This window comes from Stenotrophomonas sp. YJH_SMC_110 (assembly GCF_059369255.1).
Genome location: NZ_JCAFSM010000001.1, coordinates 816,782 through 829,816, shown reverse-complemented (window position 1 = coordinate 829,816; position 13,035 = coordinate 816,782). Strand labels below are relative to the sequence as shown.

7 protein-coding genes are annotated in these 13,035 nt (G+C 61.6%); all 7 read left to right on the top strand.

The annotated features are described in order from the left end of the window. Window positions 1–18 precede the first annotated feature (18 nt). The 7 genes from AC5P6H_RS03730 to AC5P6H_RS03700 all read left to right on the top strand — a co-directional run bounded on the left by AC5P6H_RS03730 (window position 19) and on the right by AC5P6H_RS03700 (window position 12,358). A complete protein-coding gene (locus AC5P6H_RS03730) occupies window positions 19–2,994 on the top strand; it encodes a TonB-dependent receptor domain-containing protein (protein ID WP_495202320.1) in 2,976 nt (991 codons plus the stop codon). A gap of 65 nt (window positions 2,995–3,059) precedes the next feature. Continuing rightward, window positions 3,060–4,415, top strand: a complete 1,356-nt coding sequence (locus AC5P6H_RS03725) for a Gfo/Idh/MocA family protein (RefSeq protein ID WP_288496584.1) — start codon at window positions 3,060–3,062, stop codon at window positions 4,413–4,415. A 314-nt stretch (window positions 4,416–4,729) separates the two neighbouring features. Further along, window positions 4,730–9,415, top strand: a complete 4,686-nt coding sequence (locus AC5P6H_RS03720) for a DUF8616 domain-containing protein (protein WP_346601283.1) — start codon at window positions 4,730–4,732, stop codon at window positions 9,413–9,415. After that, window positions 9,412–9,867, top strand: coding sequence for an SEL1-like repeat protein (locus tag AC5P6H_RS03715; RefSeq protein ID WP_049420889.1), 456 nt, complete (start codon window positions 9,412–9,414; stop codon window positions 9,865–9,867). The genes AC5P6H_RS03720 and AC5P6H_RS03715 overlap by 4 nt, the downstream gene beginning before the upstream one ends. Window positions 9,868–10,225: 358 nt before the next feature. After that, complete coding sequence (locus AC5P6H_RS03710) at window positions 10,226–10,630, top strand: hypothetical protein (RefSeq protein WP_141098646.1); 405 nt, start codon at window positions 10,226–10,228, stop codon at window positions 10,628–10,630. Window positions 10,631–10,907: 277 nt separating this feature from the next. Further along, window positions 10,908–11,297 carry an ankyrin repeat domain-containing protein gene (locus tag AC5P6H_RS03705; protein WP_241887294.1) on the top strand — a complete coding sequence of 130 codons (390 nt, stop codon included), beginning with the start codon at window positions 10,908–10,910 and terminating at the stop codon, window positions 11,295–11,297. Between the two features lie 563 nt (window positions 11,298–11,860). After that, window positions 11,861–12,358: a hypothetical protein gene (locus AC5P6H_RS03700; RefSeq protein ID WP_241887295.1), complete on the top strand. Its 498-nt coding sequence runs from the start codon at window positions 11,861–11,863 to the stop codon at window positions 12,356–12,358. The last annotated feature ends 677 nt before the right edge of the window (window positions 12,359–13,035 follow it).

Sequence of the window (13,035 nt, the reverse complement as noted above, 5' to 3'; positions counted from 1 at the left end):
TGCCAGGAGAGAACCCCGATGTTGCCCGCCCGCCACCACCGCCCCCCCTGCCGCCCGATCGCTCCGCTGACGCTGGCCATTGCCGGCGCGCTGTTCTCGCTTGCCGCTCCTGCCTTCGCCCAGGAGAGCAAGGACAACGCCACCGACCTGGCCCGCATCGAGGTCACCGGCTCCAACATCCGCCGCACCGACGTTGAAACCGCCTCGCCGGTGCAGGTGATCAGCAAGCAGGACATCCAGAACATGGGTGCGCGCACGCTGCTGCAGGTGCTCGACAACCTGCCGGCCGCACGCCCTGCGCAGCAGGACGCGCGCTCGCTGTTCACCGGTTCCGATGGTGCCTCGCAGGCCAACCTGCGCGGGCTCGGCGCCCAGGGCACGCTGGTGCTGCTGAACGGTCGCCGCCTGTCGTACTACGGTGCGCCGGCCGGCTTCCAGACCCAGTTCGTCAACATCGATGCGATCCCGGCGGCGGCCATCGAGCGCATGGAAGTGCTGACCGACGGCGCGTCGGCCGTGTACGGTACCGACGCGGTGGCCGGCGTGATCAACGTGATCACCAAGCGCAACTTCCAGGGTGCCGAGATCAGCTTCACCAACGACACCTCCTCGCGCATCGATTCCTACGGTGAGCGCCAGGCCAGCATCACCGCCGGCTTCGGTGACCTGGCCGAGAACCGCTTCAATATCTATGGCGCGGTCAACATGTACCGTCGCGACGCGATTCCGCTGAGCGATTTCTACGACAAGCGGCCCGACCAGTACTACGTCAACAATCCGAACTACCTCAACAACCTGCGCCTGGGCGTGGGCAGCAAGCCGGGTGAATTCAATCCGGGCACTTACTTCGCCTTCGATCCGGTCACCGGCCGCCGCGTGCAGGAAGCTGCGCCGGGCTGCAGGAACGTGCTGACCAGTGAAGCGGCCGGTCCGCGTTGCGTCTGGGAAACCTGGATGAACAACGAGATCGATGCCGGTGCCAAGTCCGAGCGCAACACCGCCTACCTCAACGGCACCTTCCTGGTGGGTGAGAGCACCGAGATCTTCGCCGAGGCGACCTACACCGACATCGACCTGCGCGCCAACGGTGGCACGCCGCGCACCTACGGCACCACCACCGGCAACCCGACCAGCTGGTTCTCGCGCAATACCGGCAACACCGTCAACCAGTTCCTGTACCCGTTCCTGGGCCCCAACAACGAATACAACCATGCCAGTCCGCAGTTGAAGGCGATGATGGGCGGGGTGGTCGGCCTGAACTACCTGCTGCAGGATGCCGGTCCGAACTACTTCGGCCAGCGCAATACCGACAAGAGCTACCGCGTGCTGGCCGGTGCGCGTGGCAACCGGGGTGACTGGAACTGGGAAACCGCCTTCGCCAGCGCGGGTACCCACTCCACCACCTACCAGACGATCAACGTCAACACCAAGGGCTTCGAGAAGGCCTTCGGCCCGTACACGATCGATCCAGGTACCGGTCGGGTGATCATCTCCGACCATCCGGCGTACAAGTTCGGCGAGATCAGCGACGCCAACGCCGCGCTGATCCGTGAAGCGTTCCCGACCTTCGACATCCAGTCGTGGACCCGCCTGCACACCCTGGACGGCAAGATCGAAGGCCCGCTGTTCCAGCTGCCGGCCGGCGAGATGCGCGCCGCATTCGGCTTCAACGCCAGCCGCGAAACTTTCTACACCCCGGGCAACGCCGATGCAGCCAACGGCCTGATCACCCAGCAGGGCGGCTCGTGGTTCGACGGCAAGCGCAACACCTACGCGCTGTTCGCCGAGACCGTGGCGCCGATCACCGACAAGCTGGAGCTGGATGCGGCGGTGCGCGTGGACAAGTACCCGAACTTCAGCGCCAACATCGCGCCGAAGATCGGCTTCAAGTACCAGGCGTTCGATCAGCTGATACTGCGCGGCACCTATTCCACCGGCTTCCGCGCACCGAGCCTGGCCGAGTCCGGCAACGGCGGCGTGTTCGCCCAGCTCGGTGGCTTCCGTGACGAACTGCGCTGCGGCGAGACCAACGCCATCGCCAACCTGCTGCTGAAGTCGCAGCGGCCGGGTGACGTCGACCTCGGCAAGACCCTGCTGAACGTCGACTGCAGCCGCACCGTGGCGCGCATGACCCAGCCGAACAAGGACCTGAAGCCGGAGAAGGCGAAGATCGCCACCCTCGGCTTCGTCTACGAGCCGGCCAGCTGGCTGTCGGTGTCGGCCGACTACTGGTTCATCTACCGCAACAACGAAATCGTCGCGCCGGACTATCGCCGCATGGAAGACATCATCTCGATGTCGCGCTCGCCGATCACCGACAGTGACCGTGCCAACCTGGCCCAGCTGGCGGCAATGTGCGCCGATCCGGCCAGCGGCGTGAGCTGCCCGGCCACTCTGCCGGGCTACTCCGCCGGCAACGTGGCCAGCGTGGTCGGCCAGTACAAGAACCGCGGCAAGACCCTGATCGACGGCTTCGACATCGATGCGCGCAGCCGCTTCTCGCTGGGCGACTGGGGCAACCTGAACATCGGCCTGGCCGCCACCATCGCCAACCGCAACCGCTTCTACATGGACGCGGAGAACGGCTGGTACTACGGCGACGTTGTGGGTTATTACAACAATCCGCGCCTGCGCGCCACGCTCAATGCCGACTGGACCTACAAGCAGGTGACCACCAGCATGTTCGTCAATTACGTGGGCGGCACCAAGTGGGCCACCGACCAGATCGACGAAGAGAGCAACAACAAGGAAACCTGCACCGGCGGCTACCTGGCCCTGCAGAAGAGCAAGTGCGATGGTGCACCGTCGTGGTGGACCGCCAACATGAGCGTCACCTGGCGCCCGGACGATGCGTGGAACCTGAGCTTCACCGTCAAGAACCTGTTCAACCGCCTGCCGTTCTACGATCCGAACAGCTTCCTGGGTGACTCCAGTGACTACGCAACCATCTTCGGCCGTGGTTACAGTGTGACCATCGGCTACCGGTTCAAGTAATTCCGTTTGCGTGACCTGGCGTGCCGGCTGCGGCCGGCACGCTGCCAAGAGGAGAGATGTTTGCCATGAAGCGTAGGGAATTCATCGCGGCCAGTGCCGCTGTTGCCGCCAGCAGCCTGCTGCCGCAGACCCCCGCCTGGGCACGCGGACGCAAGGTGCGTCTGGCCATGATCGGCACCGGCATGCGCGGGCTGGTGCTGCTGAAGGAGCTGGTGCGTCGCGACGACGTCGAAGTGGTTGCCCTGTGCGACATCGAGCCGATCATGCTGGGCCGTGCCACAGAGATGGTGGCGAAGGCCGGCAAGCCCGCGCCGAAGACCTATGGCCAGGACCGCGACACCAACGCGTGGAAGCGCCTGCTGGAACAGAAGGGCATCGATGGCGTGATCATCGCCACGCCGTGGGAATACCACGCACCGATGTCGATAGCCGCGATGCAGGCCGGCGTGGCCGTCGGCTGCGAAGTGGTGGCCGGCATCACCCTGCAGGACCACTGGGACGTGCTGAAGACCCAGCTGAGTACCGGCACCCCGTACATGCTGCTGGAGAACGTCTGCTACCGTCGCGACGTGATGGCGGCGTTGCAGATGGTGCGCCAGGGGCTGTTCGGCGAACTGGTGCATCTGCAGGCCGGCTACCAGCACGACCTGCGCGGCGTGAAGTTCAATTCCGGCGACTCGAACCAGCCCTACGACAGCGGCGTGGAGTTCGGTCCCAAGGGCTGGAGCGAAGCACGCTGGCGCACCGAGCATTCGGTGGAGCGCAACGGCGAGTTGTATCCCAGCCACGGCATCGGCCCATGCGCGATGTACACCGGCATCAACCGTGGCAACCGCTTCACTCACATCAACGCCTTCGCGACCAAGGCGCGTGGCCTGCACGAATACACCGTGGCCAAGAGTGGCGGCACCACCCACCCCAGCACCAAGGTGAAGTTCAAGCTGGGCGACATCGTCACCACCACGCTGGCCTGCGAGAACGGCGAGACCATCCTGCTGCAGCACGACACCTCGCTGCCGCGCCCGTACTCGATGGGCTTCCGCGTGCAGGGCACCAAGGGCCTGTGGATGGACGTCAACCATTCGATCCACATCGAAGGCCGCAGCCCGCCGCACCAGTGGGAGGAGTTCAAGAAGTACCAGGATGAGTACGAACACCCGCTGTGGAAGCAGAATGCCGACACCGCCGCCAGCGCCGGCCACGGTGGCATGGACTGGTTCGTCATCCATGCATTTGTTGAAGCACTGAAGGCCAAGGCACCGATGCCGATCGACATCTACGACGCGGTGACCTGGAGTGCGATCACCCCGTTGAGCGAGCAGTCGATCGCCAACAGCTTCCAGACGCTGGAGTTCCCGGACTTTACTGCTGGTGCGTGGAAGACGCGCAAGCCGATCTTCGCGTTCGACGGTAAGTATTGAGGTTTACACCCTTCCACGCTGTGACGGAGACGCCGGGCACTGCCCGGTGTTTCTGTTTCTGGAAGCATTCGCCTTGTAGAGCCGAGCCCACGCTCGGCTGCATTTTCGACACGCCCTCCTGCATCAGAAAACTCTGAAATCCGACCCACTCCACAGTTTCTGACTTGAATGTGTAAACCACATCGGAGATAACGTTCCCCGTGCGGTCAGGCCGCATTCCGGACCAGGGACGATCCGAAGCATGACGTGGCGAGGCATTAGCCCCACGTTCTCGTTCCTGCCGGTGCTGCGTTCGTCCAGGAAGGAGAACAGGGATGTTGGAACGACTGAAGACCATTTCGTGTGCCGCACTGGCGATGATCGCGCTAGGGAGCTTGGCTCCTTGGGCTGCGCAGGCGCAGGAGGTGCAGAAGAAGTGGGAGAGCTACCTGTCGATGGGCCAGCCGCGAGCCACCGAAGCGGCGGTGCAGAAGGACATCAAGTCGCTCTTTTCCCAGTACGAAAAGGACAAACCCTTCGATTGGCATGTCAAACGCCAACGCGTCCTTGGAAAGAAGGTCATCTACGACTACCGGGTGAGACCCGAGAAGATCGTTACTACCGACTGGGTCTACATCCACTCAGGGCAGGAGTACTCCTCCGAAGATCAGATTCGTAGCGTGATCCTCGCTACCCGCGTCAGCGACCCGCAGTGCCCGGCGACTTCACTCACGGAGGATCCTTGGGTGGAGCTCCTTGGACTTGGCAGGGGCGACGACGGTAGCGTCACCAACGAGGAGAAGGATTTCCATTACACCTTGAACTTCTATCATCAGAGCACCCAAGAATGCTCGTCGATAGTGGGGTGGGAGCGTGTGCGCCGGGCCAGAACGGCGCTTTGTCCGAATCGACCGTCCCTGACGTGGAATGAGGCCCTGCAGATGTGCTCACTGGTCCAGCAGGACGAGCCGCACATGTCGCCCATGCTCTCCTACACAAGCGCGCCGCTGCCGCCGCAGCAGTGTCCTGTTGGTAACCCGTGTGACCCGACCACTGGCGATAAATCCCAGCCTGAGCCGGATCTCAACCTTGGATGGGTGAGCTTCCAACGCCACTATCACTCCCTGACAAGCACGGCGGGCGGCGCGTTGGGCACGGGCTGGACCCATTCCCACAACCTGCGGCTTACCGCAGGCGTAGACGATTCCACCTTCCCTCCCAGCCCCGAACTGAAAGTTGGGCTGATCGGCGCCGATGGCGGGCAGACCGCATTCCAGAAAGTGGGGGCAAGCTACGAAGCCATGGACGGAAGCGGCGATCGCGCGGTCCAGCAGGGCACCAACTGGCAACTCTCACGTGCCGGAGAGCGCATTCATTTTGATGCTGATGGCTTGATGCAGCGCCGCGATTTCGAAGACGGAACGTCGCTGACCTATGCACACGACAGCCGTGGTCGCCTGCTCAGCATCACCCATTCAACCGGTCGGCGCGTAGACGTCCAGTATCTCGCGCCGGGCGACGATTCGCTGATCTCGGCCCTGGTGGTCGCCGGCCAGCCTGTGGTGAGCTACACGTACTCTCCTGCTGGCGAGCTGACCACTGCGACCTATGCAGACGGCGCCAGCCGTACATACCACTATGAGGACACACGCTTCCCGGGCTACCTGACCGGCGTGACCGCCGAAGACACCCGGCGCTACAGCTGGTTTGGCTATGACGCCAAGGGGCGGGTCAGCTGCAGCCGCCATTCCGGTGATTGCAGTCAAGCCGACGTGGGCATTGATGGCGTGCGCCTGGAGTACACCCCGGCAGGCACCACCATCGTCACCGACGCGCTGGGCAAGCAGAGTACGTACGCATTGACTGCCACCGGCAGCAGTGGCCTTCCGCGCAAGGTCAATGGCATCACCGAAAGCAATGGCAGCATCACACACGCCTATCTGCCCGAGGGCACCGATTTCCGGCGTCGGCTGCAGTCGGCGACCGACCGCCGTGGTGTCGTCACCAACTACGCCTATGCGGAGGCCAGCGACGCTGTCGCAGGCACCGTCAGCGTGACCACCACCACCGAAGCGGCCGGTACTCCGGATCAGCGCGTCAGCGAAACGCGCGTGGCCATGGACAGCAATCGGCTGGTGCAGCAGACCGTCGGTAACCGTGAGATCCGCATCGCGCGCAATGCACGCCTCCAGCCGACCACCATCACCGTGCGCGACAGGGTGACCGGTGATACCCGCATCACCACGCAGACCTACTGTGAGGCCGAAGGGCCGGAGTGCCCGCTGGTGGGACTGCTGCGTAGCGTGGATGGCCCACGCAGTGATGTGGCGGATGTGTCCACCTATGCCTACTACACTGCGGACGACGCGGGATGCGCGGCCAATGGTGCTTGCAGTTATCGCAAGGGCGACCTGCGCAGCGTGACCAATGCGCTGGGCCAGACGGTCGAGACTCTGGCCTACGACGCGTTCGGACGGCCGTTGTCGGTCAAGGATGCCAACGGCGTGGTCACCGACTACACCTACCATGCGCGCGGCTGGCCGACCTCGGTCACCGTGCGCGGTGCCACCACAGCCGAGGATCGGGTGACCCAGATCAGCTACTGGCCGACCGGCCAGGTGCAACAGGTCACCGAGCCTGACGGCAGCAGCGTCACCTATGTCTACGACGCCGCCCAGCGGCTGACGGATATCGCGGACAGTGCGGGCAACACCATTCACTATGCGCTGGACAACGCCGGCAATCGCCTCAAGGAAGACACGCTGGATGCAGGCGGCACGCTGCGCCGTACCCTGGCACGGACGTTCAACACACTCGGCCAGCTGACCGCACTGAAGGACGCAGGCAATCACGCTACCGGCTTTACCTACGATGCCAACGGCAACCCGCAGACGGTGACCGACGCACTGCAGCGCGTGACCAGCCAGCAGTACGACCCGCTCAACCGCCTGGCGCAAATCCTGCAGGACGTTGGTGGCGTCGCGGCGGAGATCCGCAGCCAGTACGACGCGCTGGACCAGGTCACCCAGGTCACCGACCCGAAGGGCCTGCATACGACCTATGCCTACAACGGGTTCGGTGACCTGACCGGGCAGGTCAGCCCGGACAGTGGCGCCAGCAGCTTCACCGTGGACGCCGCCGGCAACCGCAAGACGGCCACCGATGCACGCGGCGTCACCGCCACCTATCACTACGATGGGCTCAACCGCCTGATCGGCATCGCCTATCCGAACCCCAATCTGGACGTGGGCTACAGCTATGACGTGGCGCCTGCCGCCTGTGCCGCCGACGAGCGCTTCGCCAAGGGACGGCTTGGGCAGGTGCTGCATGCCAATGGCAGCACCCAGTACTGCCACGACCGCTTCGGCCAGGTCACCCGTAAAGTGCAGACGATCAATGGTGTCGCCAGCACGCTGCGCTACGCCTACAGCAAGTCGGGTCGCCTGACTGCGTTGACCTACCCCGACGGCAGCGTGGCCGACTACGTGCGTGATGCCCAGGGCCGCATCAGTCAGATCGGCCTGACCCGCCCCGGCCAGGCGCGCCAGATCGTGGTGAACAACGTGACCTACGCGGCCTTCGGCCCGGCCACCGGCTGGACCTACGGCAACGGCCGCCAGCTGCAGCGTCCGTTGGACCTCGACTACCGCCCGCAGGCGGTGCATGACCCAGCCGCAGGCGGCCTGTCGCTGGGCTACGGCTATGACCCGGTCGGTTCGGTCACCGAGCTGAAGAACGGCGCAGGCTCGACGGTGCTGGCCCAGTACGCCTACGACACGGTGGGTCGCCTGACCCAGACCCAGGACGGTACGACCGGCACGCCGATCGAAACCTATGCCTATGACGCCACCGGCAATCGCACCGCGCTGACCACCTCGGCAGGCACGGCCAGCTACACCTATCCCGCAACCAGCCACCGGCTGACCGCCGTGGACGGCGAAGCGCGCGACCATGACGCGGTGGGCAACACCACCCGCATCGGCGGCAAGTCGTTCATCTACAACGATGCCAACCGCATGAACGCGGTGAAGCAGGGCAATGCCGTACTGGAAAGCTACACCTACAATCATCGCGGTGAGCGCGTGCTGCGTACCCCGGCCGGTGGCGCAGCGCAGATCACCTTGTACGACGAAGCAGGGCAGAGGCTGGGCAACTACTCGGCCACGGGCCAGGCGCAGCAGCAGGCGATCTGGCTGGACAACTACCCGGTGGCGTTGATCAACATGCCGGCTACCGGCGTGCCTGAACTGGCCTACGTGCAGCCGGATCATCTGGGCACGCCGCGCGTGGTGATCGATCCGGTACGGAATGTCTCGATCTGGGAGTGGAGCAACAAGAGCGAGGTGTTCGGCAACCAGATTCCGAGTACCGACCCGGATGGTGATGGAGTGGCGTTCGAGCTGGCGCTGCGCTTCCCGGGCCAGCAGGCGACGGATGCGAGTGGGTTGTTCTACAACTACCAGCGTGAATACGACCCGGCTGTGGGGCGGTATTCGCAGAGTGATCCGATTGGGTTGATGGGGGGGATCTCGACCTATGGGTACGCTAGCGCTTCCCCGGCAAGGCGGGTCGACCCTCACGGGCTCACCGACCTAAACTATATTCCACCCCACGACAATCCTGATTCTTATCTGGGCAATAAAATGATTCCGTCGCCCCCGAATATGCTTACCATTAGCATTCACCACAACGGAAATAACTTCATAGGGCCGGATGGTAGAAGCATGTCTGTTGAATCGCTGGCGCAGTCAATTCGACGCGATGCAGATCTTTCAAAGTATCTGTATATCAGGCTCTATTCCTGTCGAACAGGTAAGTCGGTAAATGGTGGGCCGATCCCAGCTCAGCAGCTATCTAAGGCGCTGAATATGACGATTCAGGCGCCTACCGAGTACACCTGGGCAAAGAACGATCCTTTGTATCCGGATCAAGGAAACTATGGAAAAACACCTGAAGGGAAGAAAGATAAAAGCAATCCTGGAGAGTGGGTGAATTTCATGAAGGAGGGTGGGGTCAAATGAGCATGTTCAAGAAGACTGGTCTTCTCCTGTATCTGGTGGGTGCAGGGTATGTAAATGCACAGGTGCCCCCTCAGCCGGAAAGGCCGGTGGTTGAGCTTGACGGCTCGATCGCGACGGATAGTGGCGCTGAGCTTGATGATAAGCAGCTACTTGCGTTGACTGGCCGCGCAGACGCGGGCGACGCTGAGGCAGCGTTTCGAATCTCACGCCACTTTGAGGGCAGAGGCACGGCTGGCAGCTCCCACATGTGGCTTGTCTATGCCGCAGCACTGGGGCACCCGATTGCACAGTACAACGTGTTCTTCATGTTGAAGGACAAGAAGGACTGCGCGTCATCAAGTGAGGCATACGCATGGCTCAAGAGTGCCGCGTTGAAGGGGGTGAGAGGCGCGGACTCTGAACTTGAGCAAGCGGCCCGCATAGCAGCTCAACGATGCGGTAGTAAACGATAGGGAGAGAGAGGTCACTTGCCGATTGAGGGCTAACAACGTCCAGCTACGCACTAAGTCCCCAGGCTCACATGGTGCGCAGAGGATGGGCGTGGGCTTTCGGCTACCGGTCGTATGTCAATAGATGGGAATGACAATGGAATTCTCATCTTGTACGGGGTAATGGGACGTTGTGGGGAGCAAGTGCATCGAAGTGGTTGCTGTGAGCCTGAATAAGAGGCCTGCCAAGGTCTTCGGAGGGTGCTCAGGAGCGCTTTGAAGATTCTTAAGTGAGTGGGTCTGAGGCGGGAATAGGGAAGTGGGAATTTCATTTGCGAGCGTTCTGTTGGTGTGCTTGCGGGCGGGGCAGAGATTGCAGCTGTTGAGCCAGCTTGTAGCATTGGCCAAAGAGAAGGAACTTGTGAGTATTGATATTCATGATCTCCAGTTAGCTGGAATTCGTCTTGATCCGGTGTCCGGAGTGACTGTTTCTCTGTTCGATGACTCTGTGCAGGGATCCTATGATTTGGTCTTTGGTCGAGTCAGGAAGGCGAGCATTGATGGTTTCTCTAGCCAGAATGTCGTGCTCGATCTTAAGGTCTTCAATCGAAAGGATGATTCCTTTGAATTCCAGCGGTGTTGCTTCCTCCTTGGTCTAGACCCAGTGGCTGCCCGGGAAATTGTCGATGGTGACACCTTGGTCTTCATTGAGGCCTCTGTCGGCGCAGAGATTGCACTTCTAGTAGAGGGCACTTGGGAAGGCCGGTTGATTCCTGTCAAATCATGATTCCTGAGCAGAGCTTCCCGGGGCGATCGAGCTATCGATCACCGGGGGCAACAGCAGACGGATACGCCGGATGGGGACGGAATTTTCATTTCCACGCGAATCCATCGTGGGTGCGGAGTGATCTGTTGAGGGTATCGCTCCACGACGCACGCTCCGCCTGGCTTGAGTGGGTGCGGGCTGCGGGGCATCTAGGTCGACACGGAGCTGACGGAGGGATGGATTACAGGACGGATCACCATCGGGCCAACGCAATGGGCTCTACCGTGCGTGCAGCCCGATGAACATCATCGATCCTGTACTCAGCGAACTGCTTTCCCGGCTCAGTGTCGACACTGACTTCGGCGATACGGTGCTGACTTGTCCGGAGACCCAAGGGGCCTATGAGGACACGTCCCTGCATGTGGTGGCCTATTACAACGATGTGGCCCTCCTCAGCGCATTGATGCCCTTCGTGACCAACATCGATGTGCGTGGTGATCTTGATCTGACGCCGCTGGCAAGCGCGGTGGCACATGGCAGCGTTGCGGCAGCAGCCTATCTCCTCTGGTGCGGTGCAGACCCACACGCCGAAAATGAGCTTGATCGGACACCACTGGAGATGATGTGCCAGGACCCAAGGTTTGATGATGTGGTGCGTATGGTCGACGCCGCAGATGGAGCCTGGTGATGGAAACTTCCGAAAAGAGGTTCTACCGATGCGCCTGATGACCTTCATCTGCCCACTTTGTGGCGCTAGCGGACAGAGCTTCCCCCTGCGATTTGCTGGAAAGCGTCAAGCGAAGACGTCCTGCCGGGGGTGTCGCGTCGAGCTTCGTTCAGACCCGCGGTTGGGCACGTACACGCTCTATCTTCTGTACACACAGGTCATCATCCTGGTGGCAGCATTGCCGCTGATCGGGGCCAGTGTCGCGGGTGAATGGGCGCGGCTGGGAATGATCTGTGCGGTGGTGCTGGTGCTGTGCTGGTTCCCCGGCGCGATCAGGCACGCACGAAGTCCGATCGTGCGCGCTTGCCGGGATCCCGATTACAGTTATGCGCGCAGGCCGGGTGTTTCGACTACGCACGCTGCCGCAAACCCGGGGCAGAGTAGCGACACGCCAAGCGCCAGCCCATGATAGGGAAGTCAAGAAATGACATGCCATCTTGGGCACGAGGTACAAATCATAGATCATTTTGCAGAACGGGTTGCAGATGATAATTAGCATTTGGCCGGCCCTTTCTGGGGCTTTCATGTCTATGCCGAAGGCTGGTATCTTGCGTGCAGCGGTGCTGCTCTTGCCAATGCTAGGGGGCTGCAGCATTCACCAGTTTCAACATACGGAATGGAAGTCGGACTGGGTAGATGTTTCGTCCGATGCGATTTTCCCTGGCAATTCAACGACTCTGCCGCTTGACCGCATTTCCACGCTTGATCCTGATAGTGAAGCAGCCATTGCGGAGTGGATGTTGAAGCATTCGCTGGCCGTGGTATCGGCATCAGAGGTTAAAGGGAAGATCGGTCCAATGCCGTTGAGTGACCTGAAGCCAGCGCCCGGGGAGAGCGTCTACTTCGTCAGGGCCGCTTCGGATGAAAGTAGGGGCAAGTTCATCGGCTACGTCAACGACAAGGGACTTCTCATCATGTATGGGGTGATGGGGGGCTGCGGTGAGCAGAAGCAACGGGTGGTTGCCGTGAGCCTTCGGGAGAAGCCCGCCAATGTATTCGGTCGATGCTCGGCGGCGCTATAGTGCGCTGAAGCGCCGAGCTCCGCCTACTGCCTGGCGGATGACGCCAGGTGTGCGACCAATGGCGCGCTCGGCAACCGCAAGGGAGATCGGCGCAGCGCGACCAATGCGTTCGAGCAGATCGTTCTGGGGAGGTAATGGAAAACAGTCAAAGGAAATCGGGGTTGCTCAAGAGTTCTCTCGATGCCAAAGGCTTCTTCCTGCGCGCTTTGTCTGTCGCGTCCGTCTGTGTGCTCGCCCTGAGCGCATGCGAGAATGACCGCTTAGGGGAGCTGCAGCTGAAACCCATCTACGCGGAACTGAGTAGTGCGTATTACGGTGGGATGTGCGAGGGTGCAGCCGGTCCAGACGCCAGTATCGAGAAGGTTCGTGCGGTGCGCATTGGTACGATCGCTGGTGATTGCGCAGTGCTCTATTTGGACGGAGTAGATAGGAAGGGTGAGCCCGTGATCTATGGAGCGAAAACTGGGGATCGGCCTGAATGTGCTGGATTGATACGAAAGCTCGAAGTCGGACGGGCAAGCGCGGCAGTTCTCGGCAGGGCGCGGGAAATATGCAGATAGTGATTTTCAGATATTCTCCGTATGACCTCCACTGTTGGGGGGCGCAGATGCCCGCTGTGGGCCGGCAGTCGCAATCTTCTTCTCAGTGCCAGCCTGGCCTTAATAAACTCGAATTCG

What these genes read in the sequence shown, in the direction of transcription:
- AC5P6H_RS03730 (WP_495202320.1), top strand. Translation starts at nt 19, where the DNA reads ATGTTGCCCGCCCGCCACCACCGCCCCCCCTGCCGCCCGATCGCTCCG.
- AC5P6H_RS03725 (WP_288496584.1), top strand. Translation starts at nt 3,060, where the DNA reads ATGAAGCGTAGGGAATTCATCGCGGCCAGTGCCGCTGTTGCCGCCAGC.
- AC5P6H_RS03720 (WP_346601283.1), top strand. Translation starts at nt 4,730, where the DNA reads ATGTTGGAACGACTGAAGACCATTTCGTGTGCCGCACTGGCGATGATC.
- AC5P6H_RS03715 (WP_049420889.1), top strand. Translation starts at nt 9,412, where the DNA reads ATGAGCATGTTCAAGAAGACTGGTCTTCTCCTGTATCTGGTGGGTGCA.
- AC5P6H_RS03705 (WP_241887294.1), top strand. Translation starts at nt 10,908, where the DNA reads ATGAACATCATCGATCCTGTACTCAGCGAACTGCTTTCCCGGCTCAGT.
- AC5P6H_RS03700 (WP_241887295.1), top strand. Translation starts at nt 11,861, where the DNA reads ATGTCTATGCCGAAGGCTGGTATCTTGCGTGCAGCGGTGCTGCTCTTG.